This window comes from Pseudomonas ovata (genome assembly GCF_003131185.1).
Classification (GTDB): Bacteria; Pseudomonadota; Gammaproteobacteria; order Pseudomonadales; family Pseudomonadaceae; genus Aquipseudomonas; species Aquipseudomonas ovata.
This window is the reverse complement of sequence record NZ_QFFU01000019.1, coordinates 102627-120794: the sequence shown is the minus strand read 5'-3', so window position 1 is coordinate 120794 and position 18168 is coordinate 102627. Positions and strand designations below refer to the sequence as shown.

The following is an 18168-nucleotide window of genomic DNA, read 5'->3' as shown; positions in this document are numbered from 1 at the left end:
CCCGCGACCGAGTGCGTTAGCAGTCGTAAATTTTCAGCGTCTACACAATTTCTGCGAGCGCTGCGCACTCGGTCGCGGGCAAGCGCGCTCCTACCGAGCCCTACAAGGGCGTGTCAGTGCCCTTTCACGGACCCCGGGTTGAGCAATTACGGCACACGGGCCAGCACCGTCCTGATCGTCGAGGCCGACGGACGCCAGCGCCTGGTCGAACGCAGCTTCGGGGTGCAGGGGGTGCAATCGGGCGAGGTCGCGCTGAATATACGTATCGGGTAGGAGCGCGCTTGCCCGCGACCGAGTGCGTAGCGCTCGCAAAATCTCGGAAACGCCACAATTTTACGACTGCTGACGCAGCCGGTCGCGGGCAAGCGCGCTCCTACCGAGCCCCACAAGGGCGTGTCAGTGCCCTTTCACGGACCCCGGGTTGAGCATCCGCGCCAGTCCCAGGTTGCGCAGGGCCAGTTGCAGCGAGCTGCTGATGACTTGCGGGTTGTCGTTGGTCATCAACTGGGCCAGCAGGTCCTTGGCCATGCTCAACTTGACCTGGCGCAGCATCCACTTCACTTTCGGCAGGTTGGTGGCGTTCATCGACAGGCTGTCAAAGCCCATTGCCATCAGCAGCACGGCCGCCGCCGGATCGCCGGCCATTTCGCCGCAGATGCTGACCGGCTTGCCTTCGGCATGGGCGTCATGCACCACGCTTTGCAGGGCTTGCAGCACCGCCGGGTGCAGGTAGTCGTAGAGGTCGGCCACCCGTGGGTTGTTACGGTCCACGGCCAGCAGGTATTGGGTAAGGTCGTTGGAGCCCACCGAAAGGAAGTCCACCTGGCGGGCCAGGTCGCGGGCCTGGTAGACCGCCGCCGGGACTTCGATCATGACCCCGACCGGCGGCATCGGCACATCGGCGCCTTCGTCGCGCACCTCGCCCCAGGCCCGGTGGATCAGGTGCAGGGCCTCTTCGACCTCATGGGTGCTGGAGATCATCGGAAGCAGAATGCGCAGGTTGTTCAGGCCCTCACTGGCCTTGAGCATGGCGCGGGTCTGCACCAGGAAGATTTCCGGGTGGTCGAGGGTCACGCGAATACCGCGCCAGCCCAGGAACGGGTTTTCTTCCTTGATCGGGAAGTACGACAGCGACTTGTCGCCGCCAATGTCCAGGCTGCGCATGGTCACCGGCAGCGGATGGAAGGCCGACAGTTGTTCGCGGTAGATGGCCAGCTGTTCCTTTTCGCTGGGGAAACGCTGGTTGATCATGAACGGCACTTCGGTGCGGTACAGCCCTACACCCTCGGCGCCGCGCTGCTGGGCGCGGGCAACGTCGGCCAGCAGGCCGGTGTTGACCCACATCGGCATGCGATGGCCATCCAGGGTCACGCAGGGCAGCTCGCGCAGGGCGTCAAGGTCCTGGGACAGCTGGCGTTCTTCTTCGACCACCACGCCAAACTGCTTGCGCAGGATCTCGCTGGGGTTGGTGTAGACCTCGCCGTGATGGCCATCGACGATCAGCTCGATGCCATCGACCTTCGAATACGGGAAATCGACCAGGCCCATGACCGTGGGAATGCCCATGGCCCGGGCCAGGATGGCGACGTGCGAGTTGCCCGAGCCCATCACCGAGACCAGGCCGACCAGCTTGCCTTCGGGGACTTCGCCGAGCATGGCCGGCGACAGTTCCTCACTGACCAGAATCGTGTTGTCGGGGTACACCAGGGTCTGCTGCCGCGCCTCTTGCAGGTAGGCCAGCAGGCGCCGGCCCAGGTCCTTGACGTCGGAGGCGCGCTCGCGCAGGTAGGCGTCGTCCATCAGCTCGAAGCGGTTGACGTGCTCGGTGACCACCGAGCGCAGGGCGCCCTGGGCCCACTGGCCGGTCTTGATGACGTTGGTAACCTCGCTGCCCAGCGCCGCATCGTCGAGCATCATCAGGTAGACGTCGAACAGTGCGCGCTCTTCGGGCCGCAGCTGGGTGGCCAGCTTCTTGGACAGGTTGCGCATGTCGTTGCGCACGCCTTCGAGCGCGTTCTGGAACAGCGCCAGCTCGGCGTCGATGTCGGTGACGGTCTTGTCCGGCACCACTTCAAGGTCGGCCGGCGGCAGCATGACCACCGCCACGCCCACGGCGGCGCCGGGCGAGCCGGCCACACCGACGAACTTGGCTTCCTGGATGCCCTTGCCCTGACGACCCAGGCCACGGATGGAACCGGTGGCTTCAGCGTGGGCAATAACCCCCGCCAGCTGGGCGCTCATGGTCACCAGGAAGGCTTCTTCGCCCTCGTCGAACTGGCGGCGCTCTTTCTGCTGGATGACCAGTACGCCCACCACGCGGCGGTGGTGGATGATCGGCGTCCCGAGGAACGAGGCGTAACGCTCCTCGCCGGTTTCGGCGAAATAGCGATAGCGCGGGTGGGTGGCGGCGTCTTCGAGGTTCAGCGGTTCTTCGCGGGTGCCGACCAGGCCGACCAGGCCCTCGTTGGGGGCCATGCTGACCTTGCCGATGGAACGCTTGTTCAGGCCTTCGGAGGCCATCAGCACAAAGCGGTTGGTCTCGGGGTCCAGCAGATAGACCGAGCAGACCTGGCTGCCCATGGCCTCCTTTACACGCAGCACAATAATGCCCAACGCCGCCTTGAGATCCTTGGCGGAGTTAACTTCCTGGACGATCTTGCGCAGCGTATTGAGCATGGCTCGGGGTCGAACTCCGTGTCAGTCACGCGCCATCAGGCGCGGAGCAAGCTCTTTGAGGGCGCGCCGATAGACCTCGCGCTTGAATGTCACTACCTGACCCAACGGATACCAATAACTGACCCATCGCCAGCCATCGAACTCCGGTTTGCCGGTCAAATCCATCCGCACCCGTTGCTCGTTAGAGATCAGGCGCAGAAGAAACCATTTCTGCTTTTGGCCGATGCACAAAGGCTGGCTGTGCGTGCGCACCAGCCGCTGTGGCAGACGATAACGCAACCAGCCCCGGGTACAGGCAAGAATCTGCACATCCTGGCGCTCAAGACCGACTTCTTCATTCAATTCGCGGTACAACGCGTCTTCCGGCGTCTCCTGAGGGTTGATACCCCCTTGTGGAAACTGCCAGGCGTCTTGGTTGATACGCCGAGCCCATAGGACCTGACCAGAATCGTTTGTCAGAATAATCCCGACATTAGGACGGAAACCATCGGGGTCGATCACGGCAACAACCTCGCAAACGCATGTTGGCGCATTGTTCCACAAAGCCGCTCAAGGCAGCAACGAGGCTTGACACCTTATATGAAGTCTTGTGAAAACCTCATGGTCCCGGACGCTTTTCCAGTCTTTTCAGTGGGTAACTGCTGATGCCCGACGGCTGATGTCATCCCGGCCGGACCACCAGCAAGACCGCCAGGGCGATAAAGCACAGCCCGGCCACGCCCGCCAGCACCTGGCTGAACCGCACCGGGCCCGCCGGGGCGAACAGCCGCATCAGCAGCCAGGCCCAGGCAAACAGCCCCACGGTGTACAGCACACTGCTCGACAGAATCCAGGTCTGCCCCAGCGACAGGCCCAGTTCATGCACCAGCCGCCCGCCGCTGAACGGCAGGATCGCCAGGCACACGGCCATGGCCACCCATGCCCACACCTGTGGACGCCGGACCCGCCCGCCCGGGGCTGGCGCGGTGCCCGCACGCTGGCGCTTGACCCACCCGCCCGCCAGGCCGAGGCCGGCCAGCAACAAGGCCACCAGCGCGGTGATATGCAAGGTCTTGAGGGCAATGACAAGGTTCATGGTGCGGCCTCCTTATAGACTCGACCCAGACGGATTCAACCCAGAAACAGACGATACGCCGGATTGTGTGTCTCGTCCCAGTACCGGTAGCCGATCTGCTCCAGCGCCTGGCCGACCAGGTGTCGCTCTTCTTCGGGCACCACCAGCCCGGCCACCACCCGCCCGTCGGCCGCGCCGTGGTTGCGGTAGTGGAACATCGAGATGGTCCAGCGCCCGCCCAGCTTGTTGAGGAAGTTGAACAGCGCCCCCGGCCGCTCCGGGAACTCGAAGCGCAGCACCAGCTCGTCGCTGACCCGCTCCGAATGCCCGCCCACCATGTGGCGGATGTGCAGCTTGGCCAGTTCGTTGTCGGTCAGGTCGACCACCGGAAAGCCCTGCGCAGTCAGGCTGTCGATCAGCGCGTGGCGCGGGTCGCGGTCCGGGTGGGTCTGCACGCCGACGAAGATGTGCGCCTCGCGGTCGGTGTGGTAGCGGTAGTTGAATTCGGTGATCTGGCGCTTGCCGACCGCCTCGCAGAAGGCCTTGAAGCTGCCCGGGCGCTCGGGGATGGTCACCGCGATGATGGCCTCGCGGCCTTCGCCCAGTTCGGCGCGCTCGGCGACATGGCGCAGGCGGTCGAAGTTGACGTTGGCGCCCGAGTCGATGGCCACCAGGGTCTGGCCCTGGACACCGCGCTGCTCGACGTATTTCTTGATGCCGGCCACGCCCAGGGCGCCGGCCGGTTCGGTGATCGAGCGGGTGTCGTCGTAGATGTCCTTGATGGCGGCGCAGATTTCGTCGCTGCTGACGGTGATGACCTCGTCGACGTAATGGCGGCAGACCTCGAAGGTGTGCTGGCCGATCTGCGCCACCGCCACGCCATCGGCGAACAGCCCGACCTGGCTGAGCACCACGCGCTCGCCGGCGGCCATCGCGGCCTGCAGGCAGTTGGAGTCGTCCGGCTCGACGCCGATGACCTTGATCTCCGGGCGCAGGTACTTCACATAGGCGGCGATGCCGGCGATCAGCCCGCCGCCGCCGACCGGCACGAAGATGGCGTCCAGCGGGCCGGGGTGCTGGCGCAGGATTTCCATGGCCACCGTGCCCTGGCCGGCGATGGTGTCGGGGTCGTCGTAGGGGTGGATGTAGACCAGGCCCTGTTCGTCGACCAGTTTCAGCGAATGCGCCAGCGCCTCGGGAAACGAGTCGCCATGCAGCACCACCTGCGCGCCGCGCGAGCGCACGCCCTCGACCTTGATTTCCGGGGTGGTCTTGGGCATCACGATAACGGCCTTGATGCCCAGCTCGCGGGCGGCCAGGGCCAGGCCCTGGGCATGGTTGCCGGCGGAGGCGGTGACCACGCCACAGGCCAATTGCGCGGGGCTCAGCTGCGCCAGCTTGTTGTAGGCGCCACGGATCTTGAAGGAAAACACCGGCTGCAGGTCTTCGCGCTTGAGCAGCACCTGGTTGCCCAGGCGCTCGGACAGTTGCCGGGCACCGTGCAGCGGGGTTTCGATGGCGACGTCGTAGACGCGCGAGGTGAGGATCTTCTTGACGTACTGTTCAAGCATCGTGGCGACATCACTGGCGGAAGGAGCAAGGGCCGAAAGTCTAACCCGTGCCCCGAGGCACGACCATACGAATGACCCGCCTTTAGACGCCAGTGGCCGCTATAATGGCAGCCCTTTCGCATACCCTTGGCACCGTGGAGCCCGCATGACTCAGGATCAACTCAAACAGGCCGTCGCCCAGGCCGCTGTCGACTTCATCCTTCCCAAGCTCGACGACAAGAGCATCGTTGGCGTCGGCACCGGCTCTACCGCCAACTGCTTCATCGATGCGCTGGCCGCGCACAAGGGTGCCTTCGACGGCGCAGTCGCCAGCTCCGAAGCCACCGCCGCACGCCTCAAGGGCCATGGCATTGCGGTGTATGAGCTCAACACGGTCAGCGACCTTGAGTTCTACGTCGACGGCGCCGACGAAAGCGACGAGCACCTGAACCTGATCAAGGGCGGCGGCGCCGCCCTGACCCGCGAGAAGATCGTCGCCGCCGTGGCCAGGACCTTCATCTGCATCGCCGACGGCAGCAAGCTGGTGCCGGTACTGGGCGCCTTCCCGCTGCCAGTCGAAGTCATCCCCATGGCCCGCAGCCACGTGGCCCGGCAACTGGTGAAACTGGGCGGCGACCCGGTCTATCGCGAAGGCGTGCTGACCGACAACGGCAATATCATTCTGGACGTGCACAACCTGAGCATCACCGACCCGGTGCAACTGGAAAGCCAGATCAATGCCATCGTCGGCGTGGTCACCAACGGCCTGTTCGCCGCCCGCCCGGCCGACCTGCTGCTGCTGGGCACCGCCGAAGGGGTGAAAACGCTGACCCGCTGAACACCGCCTGAACTGGCCCGTGCAGGACCGGCTTTAGCCGGGAATGGCAAAGCCACAGGATTTCGCTTCAGCCATTCGCGGCTGAAGCCGCTCCTGGATCGGCTCAGTGGCCACACCATCAGCAAAAATGCTCTGCCTGTTCAAGGCAAACGTGCCAGGTGTTCATCAGCACTTACACCTGACAAGGTGTATCAAGGCTTCTTGAACACATAAAACAGGTTCGGTTCGCTCACCAGGTACAGCACGCCGTCGTCGTCCATGGCGATGCCTTCGGCTTGGGGCACGGTCTTGCTCAGGCCCATGTCGCCCTTTTTCAGCGAAGCGCTGCCCACCGGGCGGCCTTCGGTGTCCAGCTCCAGAATCTGCCGGGACTCGTCGGACAGTGCCAGTAAATGGCCGCTGCGTTCGTCAAATTGCAGGCTGGAAAGATCACGCACGAAGATGCCGGCATCGCGCTTGCGGTTGGAGATCACTTCCAGGGCATTGGGTGTGGCGCTGTTGAGCTTTGGAAAGCCATGCACCTCGATGATCTGCACCGGGTCGCGCTCCTTGGCCACGAACAGGCGCTTGCCCTTGGTGTCGTAGGCCAGGCCCTCGAAGCCCTTGTTGTTGCCGGCATCGAAGTTGAGGGTCAACTGTTCGGCGTGTTCGGCGTCCAGGCTTTGGGTGTTGTCATCGACATGCACCTGGATCAGGCGCTGGCGGCGTTCGTCGCTGATCACATAGACGCCGGGGCTGATGTATTCCACCGCTTCCGCGTCGCCAAAGCCGACCAGCGCGATACGGCGCAGGATGCGACCGTCCAGGCTCAGCTCGACCATTTCGCTGTTCTGGTTGGTGACGGTGAACAGGCTCTTGCGGTCCGGGTCGTAGCTCAGGGCCGACACATCGTCGTCAAGCCCGTCGATCACTTGCCCTTCGATCGTCACCCGGTACTCGTCCAGGCCCATGACAGACGCCGATTGCGATTGCCAGAACATTGTCCAGTTGAACGCGGCACGCTCGATCAGACGAAACTCGCGATTGGCGAAAAACAGCAGGGCAATCGACAGCAGCAGCACCAGGACCAACAGTTGCAGACGAATAAAGCGACGCATTCCAGCAGCTCGACACAGGAAGGGGGGGCAGCATTAATAGCACGCCAATCTGAAGCCAGGCTTAACAATAGCCTTATGCCATCAAATCAACCGCACCAGATGATTTCTATTTCTTTTCAAAGACGTAAAACAGGTCCGGCTCGCTGACCATGTACAGCGTGCCCTTTTCATCCACGGTTACGCCTTCGGCACGCGGGATGGTGCTTTTCAGCCCGTTCACACCACCGAGCAAGGTCATGAAGCTGACCTGCTGGCCCTTCTCGTCCATCTCCAGCAGCAGGTGAGAATCGGCCGACAGCGCCAGGGTATGGCCGGTACGTGGATCGATCGCCAGCGCCGACAGGTTGCGCATGTCCAGCGCGCCACTGTCGAGCGCCCTTCTGTCGCCCTTGAGGTGCTCGCTGCCGTCACCGCTCCAGGCCGACAGCTTGGCAGGGCGCTCTTCGCCCAGCAACAATTGTTGGCGTGCCGGGTCCCAGGCTATGCCTTCGAAGCCCTTGTTCTTTTTCTCCGAGGTGCCCAGATCATACTGGCGCGCATCGGCCATGTTCAGCTCCGTGGTGTTGGCGTCGACCTTGATGATGCTCAGGTTATGCTGGCGCTCATCGGTAATGGCCACCAGGCCATTTTCCATCACCGCCACGCCCTCGGGATTGCTCCAGCCATTGAGCGCGATCTTGCGCAGCACATCGCCCGTCAGGCTCAGCTCGACCAGAAACGGATTCTTGCCCATCACCGCGAACAGGGTACGGGTCTGCGGGTTGTAGGCCAGGTCGCTGGCCTCGTCGCCGGCCATGCCCGGCAACACCTTGGCATCGATGGTGACCTTGTAGTCGGGCAGCCAGACACTGGCCTTGCGGTCGGCCTTGCTTTCCAGGGTCTCCTGGATGAACAGCCGCGCACGGTCATCCCAATGCATCGCAAACGCCAGGCCATAGCCACCCGCCAGCACCAAGGCCAGCCAGGCGTACCAGTGCATGCCCCAGCGGCGTGTCAGCGCAGGCGAAGCCGGCAAGGAAGAGGAAGATGAAGGGATGGCCATGTGCACGCTCCTGATCGGGAAGGACGAGTCAAGTCGGTGCCCCGATCCATGGGGCAGGCCAAGAGTATCCGGATCGATTGTGAAAAAAATGCAGTGACCAGAAATAGTTCCCCCCAGACGCAAAAAACCGCCCGATGGTCAGTGGGGCGGTTCTTGTAGAACAGGGGAGGTTTAGGGTCTGTTGCCGTTTCATCACGGCCGTGCTGAAACGGCAACAGCCCCTAGCGCACGGTACTTTCGTAACGCGCCTGCCCCACCAGTTCCAGAGCGATGCGGTCGCCGGCTTCGAACGGACCGACACCGGCCGGCGTGCCGGTCATGATGATGTCGCCGGCCTGCAGCGAGAAATTGGCGGCCATGTGCTGCAACATCGGCACGATCGGGTTGAGCATCAGGCTGCTGTTGCCGTCCTGCACGATCTTGTCGTTGATGGTCAGGCGAATGCCGATGTCGGTCAGGTCCGGGAAGGTGTCAGCCGAGACGAACGGCGCGATCACCGCAGCCCCGTCGAAGCACTTGGCCAGTTCCCACGGCAGGCCTTTCTCGCGCAGGCGGGTCTGCACGTCGCGCAGGGTCAGGTCCAGGCCGGGGGCAAAGCCGCTGATGGCGTCCAGCACTTCTTCGACCGACGGGTTCTTGCTCAGCGACTTGCCCAGCAGCACCACGATCTCGGCTTCATAGTGCACGCTGCCACGGTCGGCAGGGATGCTGAAGCTGTCTTCCAGCGGCACCACGCAACTGCCCGGTTTCATGAACAGCAGCGGCTCGGTCGGCACCGGGTTGCCCAGTTCCTTGGCGTGTTCGGCGTAGTTGCGGCCGATGCAGACCACTTTGCCCAGGGGAAAGTGGATATTCGTTCCGTCGACATATTTATGCTGGTAGCTCATGGGGGCTCCTGAGGTCTGAGGGGGCAGGCATTCACCCTTGAGGGGCGAAGATTTTGCCGGGGTTCATGATGCCATTGGGGTCAAACACGGCCTTGATGGCTTTCATGTACTCGATTTCGGCCGGCGAACGACTGTACGCCAGATAATCGCGCTTGGTCATCCCCACGCCGTGCTCGGCGGAGATCGAGCCGTTGTACTTCTGCACGATCTCGAACACCCAGGTATTGACCTTCGCGCAGGTCTCGAAGAACACCGCGTTGTCCATGTGCCGGGGCTTGAGGATGTTCAGGTGCAGGTTGCCGTCGCCGATATGGCCGTACCACAGCACCTCGAAATCAGGGTAGTGCGCAGCCACGATGGCATCGATTTCAGCCAGGAAGGCCGGCACTTTGGCGACGGTCACGGAAATATCGTTTTTGTACGGGGTGTAGTGCGAGATGGTTTCGGAGATGTACTCGCGCAGCTTCCACAGGTTGCGCAGCTGTTGCTCGCTCTGGCTCATCACCCCGTCAAGCACCCAGCCCTGCTCGACACAGTGCTCGAAGAGGGCCAACGCCTGGTCGGCAAGCGCTTCATTGACCGCTTCGAACTCCAGCAGCGCATAGAACGGGCACGGCGTGGCGAAGGGCGCCGGCACATCGCCGCGAGCCAGCACCTTGGCCATCGAGGCATGGGAAAAGAATTCGAAGGCGGTCAGGTCCAGCTTGCCGTGGAAGGCATGCAACACCGGCATGATCGAGGCCACGTCGGCCGCGCCCAGCACCATCGCGGTCAGGTTCTTCGGTGCCCGGTCCAGGCGCATCGTGGCCTCGACCACAAAGCCCAGCGTGCCTTCGGCGCCGATGAACAGCTGGCGCAGGTCGTAGCCGGTGGCGTTCTTGAGCAGGTCCTTGTTCAACTCCAGCAGGTCGCCCTTGCCGGTCACCACTTTCAGGCCCGCCACCCAGTTGCGGGTCATGCCATAGCGAATGACCTTGATCCCGCCGGCATTGGTGCCGATATTGCCGCCTATCTGACTGGAACCGGACGAGGCGAAGTCCACCGGGTAATACAACCCGTGCTCGGCCGCCAGGTCCTGCAACTGGCGGGTGATCACCCCCGGCTGGCAGACCACGGTGCGGTCGGTCAGGTTGACGTCCAGCACCTGGTTCATGGCCTCGAATGACACCACCAGCTCGCCATTGGCCGCCACCGCCGCTGCCGACAACCCGGTGCGCCCGCCCGACGGCACCAGCGCCACACGGTGTTCATTGGCCCAGCGCACGATGGCCTGGACGTGTTCGACGGTGCGGGGCAGCACGACGGCCAGTGGCGCAGGAATAAACTGCCTGGTCCAGTCCTTGCCGTAGGTTTCAAGCGAGGGGGCGTCGGTCAGCACTCTGGCGGGCGCGACAAGCGCTGCCAGTTCATCGATAAGGGCACGCTGGGTCATCACTGAACTCTCGCAGATTTCATGGCAATCCTGAGAACCATTCACGTTGTGAAATGGGGTTTCGCGGGGTGCTTATGCTAGCATACGACGCCCAGTTGCCATTATGCGACGCGCCCACAGCGGGTCCATCCATGGTCAATGATGCCCCCATGCCATTTTTCCGGGATACAGGTTTACGCAGATGAGCAAGACTTCCCTCGACAAGAGCAAGATCAAGTTCCTTCTTCTCGAAGGTGTCCACCAGTCCGCAGTCGACGTACTCAAGGCCGCTGGTTACACCAGCATCGAGTACCACACCAAGTCACTGCCGGAAGCCGAGCTCAAGGAAAAGATCGCCGATGCCCATTTCATCGGCATCCGCTCGCGCACCCAACTGACCGAAGAACTTTTCGATTGCGCGAAAAAACTGGTCGCGGTGGGCTGCTTCTGCATCGGCACCAACCAGGTTGACCTGGACGCCGCCCGCGAGCGCGGTATCGCCGTGTTCAACGCCCCGTACTCCAACACCCGTTCGGTGGCCGAACTGGTGCTGGCCGAAGCCATCCTGCTGCTGCGCGGCATCCCCGAGAAGAACGCCTCGTGCCACCGTGGTGGCTGGATCAAGAGCGCGGCCAACTCCTTTGAGATCCGTGGCAAGAAGCTGGGCATCATCGGCTACGGCTCGATCGGCACGCAGCTGTCGGTCCTGGCCGAAGGCCTGGGCATGCAGGTGTACTTCTACGACACCGTGACCAAGCTGCCGCTGGGCAACGCCACTCAGGTCAACAACCTGAACGAACTGCTGGGCATGTCCGACATCGTCACCCTGCACGTGCCGGAAACCGCTGCCACCCAGTGGATGATCGGCGAGAAGGAAATCCGCGCCATCAAGAAGGGCGGCATCCTGATCAACGCCGCCCGCGGCACCGTGGTCGAGCTGGATGCCCTGGCCGAGGCCATCAAGGACAAGCACCTGATCGGCGCGGCCATCGACGTGTTCCCGGTCGAGCCGCGCTCGAACGACGACATCTTCGAAAGCCCGCTGCGCGGCCTGGACAACGTGATCCTGACCCCGCACATCGGTGGCTCCACCGCCGAGGCCCAGGCCAACATCGGCCTGGAAGTGGCCGAGAAGCTGGTCAAGTACAGCGACAACGGTACCTCCGTGTCGTCGGTCAACTTCCCTGAAGTGGCCCTGCCGGCCCACCCGGGCAAGCACCGCCTGCTGCACATCCACGAAAACATCCCTGGCGTGCTCAGCGAGATCAACAAGGTCTTCGCCGAAAACGGCATCAACATCTCCGGTCAGTTCCTGCAGACCAACGAGAAGGTTGGCTACGTGGTGATCGACGTCGACGCCGAGTACTCGGACCTGGCGCAGGAAAAACTGCAACAGGTCAAAGGCACCATCCGTAGCCGCGTGCTGTTCTAAGCCTCGCGGCTGCAATGAAAAGGAGACCTTCGGGTCTCCTTTTTTGTGGGCGGCACGGTCCACTGTGGGAAGTCGCCCTGTATCGCGCAGCAAACATGGGACCGGTGTAGCGCGCTTGCCGGAATGCCGGAATGCCGGACCACCGCGACCGGCTGCGCAGCAGTCGTAAATTGTGGCGTTTCACAGATTTCTGCGAGCGCTTCGCACTCGATCGCCGGATCGCCGCCCGGAGCAAAGCCCCCTCCCCCCATACCGCGTCGCCCTTGACTGATCGGTATTAACCTTCGGGTCTCCTTTTTTTGCCTGAAAGACCGGTTATGGCCGGGGCGTATAATGCGTATTCGCAGCCGAACCGAGATGACAGCAAAGCCCATGAACAGCGCCCGTTTGATTATCCGCAAAGCCGAGCCTGCCGATATTGCAGGCATCGTCGAACTGCAAAAAGCCAACCAGCAGGCGCGTGGCGGCAGCCTGTCCGGCGAGCTGCCAGCGGCACGCATCGCCGAAATGCTCGAAGACATGCCACAGGTCGTGGCGATGCAGGGCGACGAAGTGGTCGGTTTCTTGCTGACGACCTCACAGGTGGTCAACCGCCGACACCCGGTCATGGTGGTGGAAAAAACCCTTGAGGCCTTCCCGGCCATGGAGCCGGACGCCTATATCTATGGCCCGATCTGCGTCAGTGCCCGCCAGCGTGGTCAAGGACTGGCACAACGGCTGTTCGAAGCTCTGTTGCAATACGCACCTGATCGCCAGGGCGTGTTGTTCATCCGCGACGACAACCCGGCGTCTCTGCAGGCGCATCGCAAGATGGGCATGCGCGCAGTGGCGCAGTTTCATTTCAATGACGCGCTGTTTCATGTCTTTGCCTACAAAACGCAGGCAGGCAGCACACGCTAAGGAAACGGATCATCGCCCCGGCGCCGGAACCAGCCGGTCAGGGACAGGCGGTCGCGGCACGCAGGCAGCACCTCATGGGGGACTTCGCCGGAGAGAAACACCACCAGGCAACCGCCGACCGGGTCTACGTCATGGGGCTGGTCATTGCCCAGGTACATGCGCAACTGCCCACCCTGCCCGGCCTGCCAGTCGGGGTTGAGGTACAGCACGGCCGAGACCATGCGCCGGTCGTCATCGCGAAAGCGGTCCAGGTGGCGACGGTAGAACGCCCCCGGCGGGTACTGGGCAAAATGGCTTTCGAAATCTTCCAGCCCCAGGAACAGCCCGCGATTGAGCGCCATACGCAGGCTGTCCATGATCGACAGGTACTGGTCGCAGACCTCGACCTGACCCGGTTCCAGCCACTGGATGCGGTCGCCACGGACCTTTTCGCGCACTTCCTGGGCCGGGCCCCGACCGACGGCGGCCGGCTCCAGCTCACCGGCAGCCGCGCGCCTGCGGCACTCGGCCGCCAGGGCGCCGGTCAGCGCATCGGGCACGAAGACGCTCTGCTGCGACCAGCCCTGGGCGACCAGGTCATCAACGATGCGCAGCAATACGGGGTGATCAGGGGTCATTTGCATGGCGTGCATAGTATCCACAAGCCTGACGGACCGACAGCGGCGCCTGTGTGGATGACTGCTTTATTGTTCAAGGCAGTCACGCCTCGACAAAGCCCCGCCAACACCCGGACAATAGCACTCTGCCGACAGGAGTCCCGAATGCGTCGTTTGTGTGTTGTGCTGTTGATGTTGTGCGCGCTGCCTGCCTGGGCAGATGGCTTCGACCAGTTATACAAGGCCGCCGGCTGGCAACAGCAACGGGCGCACTTCAACGACGCCCTCAAGGCGGCGCAGCAGCGCTATAGCGCCAACCTGCCACCGGCGGTGTTCCAGGCCCTGGTCAATAACAGCAACCAGCGTTTTGCCCCGCAGGCGGTCGACCAGCGCGCCGAACAGCGCCTGCGCGAAAGCCTCAAGGACCCGGCCCCGGCGCTGCAATTTTTCCAGTCGCCGCTGGGCCGCAAGATCGTCGAGGCCGAGCTGACCGCCACGCGTGCCGACCAGTTGGCCAGGCACACCCAGGGCTTGCCGGTGGTCGAGGCCGATGCCACCCGCCAGTTGCTGATCGGCCACCTGGCTCAGGCGCTGCCGGCCAAGCAGGCCGGTGCCGAAGTCAGCCTGGCGCTGGCGGGTGTGGCCGCCGACAGCCTGAGCCAGATGATTCCCGGTCTGCTCGGCGGCGGCCAGGCCCAGGGCATGCTCGAAGGCCAGCGCGAGCGGCTGATGACCCAGATCGAAGCCGACCTGCATAACACCTTGCTGTACGTGTACCGCGACCTGTCGAACCCGGAGCTGGAAGAATTCGCCAGCTTCGCCGAGTCCGCCGAAGGCCGTGCCTACTACCAGGCCGCCCTGGCCGCAATCCGCGCCGGCCTGGCGGTCGGCCAGAGCAATTCGAGCCTGGTGCAGTAACCACGGCGCTGACACCTGGCAAACACCGGACGGCCTGGCGGCCGCCGCGCGCTTATCAAAAAAACCCACTCATTTATTGGATATTACATTCGCCGCTTGTAGGAGCGCGCTCTGCCCGCGACCGAGTGCGCAGCGCTCGCAAAATCTACGAAACGCCACAATTTTACAGTTGTGAACACATTCGAAATCTACGAAACGCCACAATTTTACGACTGCTAACGCAGCCGGTCGCGGGCAAGCGCGCTCCTACAAGCGCAGCTTCGGATTCTGTATACGTCCGTGCAGGAACTCGAAATACCGTGCGCGCAGTTCCGGCACTTCATTGGCCAGGTGGTGCCGGGCCTCGCGCAGCATCAGGATCTGCGGCTGGCTGAACTTTTCGTTGAGCACGCCCAGGTTGTGGCTCCAGTCGACGGTCATGTCCGCCTCGCCCTGTACGATCAACGGCGTGCGCGGGCTGCGCGGGGCGTTTTCGATGTGCACGATCCAGCGCGCCAAGGCACCGACCCAGGCGGTGGGCAGGCGCTTGGGTTGCAGCGGGTCGGCCAGCAGAAAAGGCAGGAAGGCCGGTGCGTTGGAGTTTTCGGTAAAGCGCCGGTTGATGCCGCTGACAAACGGGCGCAGCAGGTAATAGCTGGCCTTGGACCAACCCCAGGCACGCGGACGCACCAGCGGTGACAGCAGGATCACCTGGCCCTGGGCCGGGCTGTCGGCGCCGCGATGCAGCACATGGTCGACCACGATCGCCCCGCCGGTGCTCTGCCCGCACAGATGCCAGGGCTGCGGCAGACCCAGCGCCTCGGCTTCGACCAACAGGCGCTGCAAGACGGTCTGGTACTCGGCGAAGTCGCCAATGCTGGCGCGGCTGCCGCTGGATAATCCGTGCCCCGGCAGGTCGCAGGAGATCACGGCGAAATGCTGTGCCAGCGCCCACTCGACCACATGCCGGTACAGGCCCATGTGGTCATAGAAGCCGTGCATCAGAATCAGCGTGGCCACCGGTCGCTCGGGCCGCCAGACCTGGCCGACGATCTCGTAGCCGGCCACGTCCAGGCGCCCCAGCCAGCTGCGCACGACGTTTTCGCCGCCCAGGGTGCCCAGGCTGTAGAAGCGCTGGTAGGCCTGGCCGTCGGGCGACAGCGCGTCGCTGGCGTGCAGCGGCACCAGGCTGGCGCGCAGGTGCTCGTAGTTGAAAGTGTCGGACATCGGGCATCCACAAGGATCAGGTAAAACACAGCCTCGATCTTCGGCTGTCTGCAAGGCGCTGGCAAGCCACTGCGTCACAAACCGGCCAGCCTCTACACAGCCTGCAAGCAAGCCTGTAGCCTGCGCGGTTGCCCATGCCCTCACCGAGATACCGGATGAAACGCCGTCTTCGTATTGTCGCCACGACCCTCGGCGTCTTCCTGGCCCTGCTCGCCGCCGGGACGGCCTGGTATGTGTACAGCAAGCAACCGGTGCGTCAGGGCGAGCAAGCGCTCAAGGGGCTGCAGGCACCGGTCAGCGTGCGCTACGACGAACGCGGCGTGCCGCACATCCGGGCGCAAGACCAGGCCGACCTGTACCGGGCGCTGGGCTATGTACAAGCGCAGGACCGTCTGTTCCAGATGGAAATGCTCCGCCGCCTGGCGCGCGGCGAGCTGGCCGAGGTGCTGGGCCCCAGACTGATCGACACCGACAAACTGTTTCGCAGCCTGCGCATTGGCGAGCACGCCGACGCCTATGTCGCCCGCCAGGATCGCAACACGCCCAGTTGGCAGGCGTTGCAGCATTATCTGGACGGCATCAACCAGTATCAGGACAGCCACCCTCGCCCGCTGGAGTTCGACCTGCTGGGCATTACGCCACGGCCCTTCACCGCCGAAGACACCCTGAGCATCGGTGGCTACCTGGCCTACAGCTTTGCCGCTGCCTTTCGCACCGAGCCGTTGCTGACCTATGTGCGCGACGAACTGGGCGCCGACTACCTCAAGGTGTTCGACCTGGGCTGGCACCCGGATGGCCTGCTCGACGCCCGCCCGACCCTGAGCCAGGCCGACTGGCAGGGCCTGGGCGCCCTGGCGCAGTTGAGCCATCAGGCCTTGCAGGACGCCGGCCTGCCGCAGTTCGAAGGCAGCAATGCCTGGGCCATGGCCGGCAGTCGCACCCGCAGTGGCAAACCCTTGCTGGCAGGCGACCCGCACATTCGCTTCTCGGTGCCGGCGGTGTGGTACGAGGCGCACCTGTCGGCGCCGGGTTTCGAGCTGTACGGCCATTACCAGCCGCTCAATCCGTTTGCCTTTCTCGGCCATAACCTGGATTTCGGCTGGAGCCTGACCATGTTCCAGAACGACGACCTGGACCTGATCGTGGAGAAAACCAACCCCGACAACCCCGAGCAGGTCTGGTATCAGGGTCGCTGGGTGGACATGACCCGCAGCGAACAGCAGATCGCGGTCAAGGGCCAGGCGCCCGTCAGTCTGACCCTGCGCCGCTCGCCCCATGGGCCGATCGTCAATGACGCCCTGGGTCGCAATGCTGGCAGCACGCCAGTGGCCATGTGGTGGGCGTTTCTGGAAACCGACAACCCGCTGCTCGACGGCTTCTATGAAGCCAACCGCGCCGACACCCTGGGCAAGATGCGCAGCGCCGCCGAGAAGATCCAGGCGCCAGGGCTGAACATCGTCTGGGCCAGTGCCGCCGGTGACATCGGCTGGTGGGCCACCGGCCAGTTGCCGATACGCCCGGCCGGGGTCAACCCGGCCTTCCTGCTCGATGGCAGCACCGGCCAGGCCGACAAGCCGGGCTTTTACCCGTTCAGCGCCAACCCGCAGGAAGAAAACCCGGCGCGCGGCTATATCCTGTCGGCCAACGTCCAGCCCTTGTCACCCGCTGGTATCGAGATTCCGGGTTACTACAACCCGCCCGAGCGCGGTCAGCAGCTTGATCAGCAATTACGCGACCCGGCCATCAAATGGGATCTGGCGTCGAGCCAGGCCCTGCAACTGGGCACCCGTACCGATTATGCACGCAGCATCCTCAAGCCCTTGCTGCCGGTGCTGCGCCAGGTGGTCAGCGACCATGGCGAACAGCAGTGGGTCGAGAAAATGGCCGACTGGTCGGGTGATTATTCGCTGGACTCGGTCGCGGCCACGCTGTTCAACCAGTTCTTGTATGACCTGGCAGACAAGACGTTCCGCGATGAGCTGGGCGACGTCCTGTTCGATACGTTGCTGTCGACCCGGGCGTTTGATTCGGCCCTGCCGCGCCTGGCCGCCGAAGCCGACTCGCCGTGGTGGGACAATCGCGGCTCACCGCTGACCGAAACCCGCACCGACACCGTACGCGCAGCCTGGCGCGCCAGCATCAACCACCTCACGGCCGTGTACGGCCCGGACCCCAGGCAATGGCAGTGGGGCAAGGTCCATACGCTGACCCACGCCCACCCGCTGGGGGCGCAAAAGCCGCTGGACCGGCTGCTCAACGTCGGCCCTTTTCCGGCGCCGGGCACGCATGAAGTGCCCAACAACCAGTCGTCACGACTGAGCCCTGCGCCGTGGCCGGTGAACTACGGCCCCTCGACCCGGCGCCTGATCGACTTTGCCGACCCGGCCCACGCCCTGGGCATCAGCCCGGTGGGTCAGAGCGGCGTGCCGTTCGATACGCACTATGCTGACCAGGCCGAAGCGTACATGCGTGGCGAGTACAGACCGCAGCACATGAGCGAAGCAGACGTGGCGGCGCACAGCCAGGGGGAGTTGCGACTGCTGCCGTAGGAGCGCGCTTGC

Annotated in this window: 16 protein-coding genes; 6 read left to right on the top strand and 10 right to left on the bottom strand. The window is 63.7% G+C overall.

Translation table 11 applies throughout. The annotated features are described in order from the left end of the window. The first annotated feature begins 138 nt into the window (after positions 1–138). Positions 139–273: a hypothetical protein gene (locus DGA31_RS30505; protein WP_277749406.1), complete on the top strand. Its 135-nt coding sequence runs from the start codon at positions 139–141 to the stop codon at positions 271–273. A gap of 123 nt (positions 274–396) precedes the next feature. Here the strand turns inward: DGA31_RS30505 and ptsP are convergent, their stop codons facing one another. The 4 genes from ptsP to ilvA all read right to left on the bottom strand — a co-directional run bounded on the left by ptsP (position 397) and on the right by ilvA (position 5394). Beyond that, positions 397–2676, bottom strand: a complete 2280-nt coding sequence (gene ptsP, locus DGA31_RS21550; protein WP_056840453.1) for a phosphoenolpyruvate--protein phosphotransferase — start codon at positions 2674–2676, stop codon at positions 397–399. A gap of 21 nt (positions 2677–2697) precedes the next feature. Further along, positions 2698–3177 (bottom strand): RNA pyrophosphohydrolase, encoded by a 480-nt coding sequence (locus DGA31_RS21545; RefSeq protein ID WP_056840452.1) that lies wholly within the window; start codon positions 3175–3177, stop codon positions 2698–2700. 160 nt (positions 3178–3337) lie between these two features. Beyond that, positions 3338–3751, bottom strand: a complete 414-nt coding sequence (locus DGA31_RS21540; protein ID WP_056840451.1) for a DUF2269 family protein — start codon at positions 3749–3751, stop codon at positions 3338–3340. Positions 3752–3786: 35 nt separating this feature from the next. After that, on the bottom strand, positions 3787–5394 hold the full coding sequence (ilvA, locus tag DGA31_RS21535; protein WP_421957998.1) for a threonine ammonia-lyase, biosynthetic: 1608 nt from the start codon (positions 5392–5394) through the stop codon (positions 3787–3789). Positions 5395–5446: 52 nt separating this feature from the next. Between ilvA and rpiA the strand changes: the two genes are divergently transcribed. Then, the gene (gene rpiA / locus DGA31_RS21530) at positions 5447–6118 is read left to right on the top strand and encodes a ribose-5-phosphate isomerase RpiA (RefSeq protein ID WP_056838024.1); all 672 of its coding nucleotides are present in this window, start codon (positions 5447–5449) and stop codon (positions 6116–6118) included. Between the two features lie 191 nt (positions 6119–6309). Here the strand turns inward: rpiA and DGA31_RS21525 are convergent, their stop codons facing one another. The 4 genes from DGA31_RS21525 to DGA31_RS21510 all read right to left on the bottom strand — a co-directional run bounded on the left by DGA31_RS21525 (position 6310) and on the right by DGA31_RS21510 (position 10576). Then, the gene (locus DGA31_RS21525; protein ID WP_056838026.1) at positions 6310–7215 is read right to left on the bottom strand and encodes an SdiA-regulated domain-containing protein; all 906 of its coding nucleotides are present in this window, start codon (positions 7213–7215) and stop codon (positions 6310–6312) included. 106 nt (positions 7216–7321) lie between these two features. Continuing rightward, the gene (locus DGA31_RS21520; protein ID WP_109513911.1) at positions 7322–8257 is read right to left on the bottom strand and encodes an SdiA-regulated domain-containing protein; all 936 of its coding nucleotides are present in this window, start codon (positions 8255–8257) and stop codon (positions 7322–7324) included. Between the two features lie 221 nt (positions 8258–8478). Then, on the bottom strand, positions 8479–9144 hold the full coding sequence (locus DGA31_RS21515; protein ID WP_056838030.1) for a fumarylacetoacetate hydrolase family protein: 666 nt from the start codon (positions 9142–9144) through the stop codon (positions 8479–8481). Positions 9145–9175: 31 nt separating this feature from the next. Beyond that, on the bottom strand, positions 9176–10576 hold the full coding sequence (locus DGA31_RS21510) for an FAD-binding oxidoreductase (RefSeq protein WP_109513910.1): 1401 nt from the start codon (positions 10574–10576) through the stop codon (positions 9176–9178). A 181-nt stretch (positions 10577–10757) separates the two neighbouring features. On the opposite strand from DGA31_RS21510, the gene serA reads away from it, so the two are divergent. Both serA and DGA31_RS21500 read left to right on the top strand, forming a co-directional pair. Next, complete coding sequence (gene serA, locus DGA31_RS21505) at positions 10758–11987, top strand: phosphoglycerate dehydrogenase (protein ID WP_056838034.1); 1230 nt, start codon at positions 10758–10760, stop codon at positions 11985–11987. A gap of 372 nt (positions 11988–12359) precedes the next feature. Next, positions 12360–12887 carry a GNAT family N-acetyltransferase gene (locus DGA31_RS21500; protein WP_109513909.1) on the top strand — a complete coding sequence of 176 codons (528 nt, stop codon included), beginning with the start codon at positions 12360–12362 and terminating at the stop codon, positions 12885–12887. Here DGA31_RS21500 and DGA31_RS21495 read toward each other — a convergent pair. Then, positions 12884–13519 (bottom strand): 2OG-Fe(II) oxygenase, encoded by a 636-nt coding sequence (locus DGA31_RS21495; protein WP_109513908.1) that lies wholly within the window; start codon positions 13517–13519, stop codon positions 12884–12886. The genes DGA31_RS21500 and DGA31_RS21495 overlap by 4 nt on opposite strands. Positions 13520–13648: 129 nt before the next feature. On the opposite strand from DGA31_RS21495, the gene DGA31_RS21490 reads away from it, so the two are divergent. Continuing rightward, positions 13649–14401: a DUF2059 domain-containing protein gene (locus tag DGA31_RS21490; RefSeq protein ID WP_109513907.1), complete on the top strand. Its 753-nt coding sequence runs from the start codon at positions 13649–13651 to the stop codon at positions 14399–14401. Positions 14402–14647: 246 nt separating this feature from the next. On the opposite strand, the gene bipL is transcribed toward DGA31_RS21490, so the two are convergent. Continuing rightward, complete coding sequence (bipL, locus tag DGA31_RS21485; protein WP_109513906.1) at positions 14648–15607, bottom strand: phospholipase BipL; 960 nt, start codon at positions 15605–15607, stop codon at positions 14648–14650. A gap of 155 nt (positions 15608–15762) precedes the next feature. Here bipL and DGA31_RS21480 point away from each other — a divergent pair, with 155 nt between their 5' ends. Then, entirely contained in the window at positions 15763–18156 is a 2394-nt protein-coding gene (locus DGA31_RS21480) for a penicillin acylase family protein (RefSeq protein WP_109513905.1), read from the top strand. Positions 18157–18168: the final 12 nt, after the last annotated feature.

Bases quoted from the DNA above. Each gene is read 5' to 3' on its own strand.
- DGA31_RS21510 (WP_109513910.1), bottom strand. From the start codon at position 10,576: ATGACCCAGCGTGCCCTTATCGATGAACTGGCAGCGCTTGTCGCGCCC.
- DGA31_RS21500 (WP_109513909.1), top strand. From the start codon at position 12,360: ATGAACAGCGCCCGTTTGATTATCCGCAAAGCCGAGCCTGCCGATATT.
- DGA31_RS21495 (WP_109513908.1), bottom strand. From the start codon at position 13,519: ATGCACGCCATGCAAATGACCCCTGATCACCCCGTATTGCTGCGCATC.
- DGA31_RS21490 (WP_109513907.1), top strand. From the start codon at position 13,649: ATGCGTCGTTTGTGTGTTGTGCTGTTGATGTTGTGCGCGCTGCCTGCC.
- DGA31_RS21515 (WP_056838030.1), bottom strand. From the start codon at position 9,144: ATGAGCTACCAGCATAAATATGTCGACGGAACGAATATCCACTTTCCC.
- DGA31_RS21540 (WP_056840451.1), bottom strand. From the start codon at position 3,751: ATGAACCTTGTCATTGCCCTCAAGACCTTGCATATCACCGCGCTGGTG.
- DGA31_RS21525 (WP_056838026.1), bottom strand. From the start codon at position 7,215: ATGCGTCGCTTTATTCGTCTGCAACTGTTGGTCCTGGTGCTGCTGCTG.
- bipL (WP_109513906.1), bottom strand. From the start codon at position 15,607: ATGTCCGACACTTTCAACTACGAGCACCTGCGCGCCAGCCTGGTGCCG.
- serA (WP_056838034.1), top strand. From the start codon at position 10,758: ATGAGCAAGACTTCCCTCGACAAGAGCAAGATCAAGTTCCTTCTTCTC.
- rpiA (WP_056838024.1), top strand. From the start codon at position 5,447: ATGACTCAGGATCAACTCAAACAGGCCGTCGCCCAGGCCGCTGTCGAC.
- ptsP (WP_056840453.1), bottom strand. From the start codon at position 2,676: ATGCTCAATACGCTGCGCAAGATCGTCCAGGAAGTTAACTCCGCCAAG.
- DGA31_RS21520 (WP_109513911.1), bottom strand. From the start codon at position 8,257: ATGGCCATCCCTTCATCTTCCTCTTCCTTGCCGGCTTCGCCTGCGCTG.
- DGA31_RS21480 (WP_109513905.1), top strand. From the start codon at position 15,763: ATGAAACGCCGTCTTCGTATTGTCGCCACGACCCTCGGCGTCTTCCTG.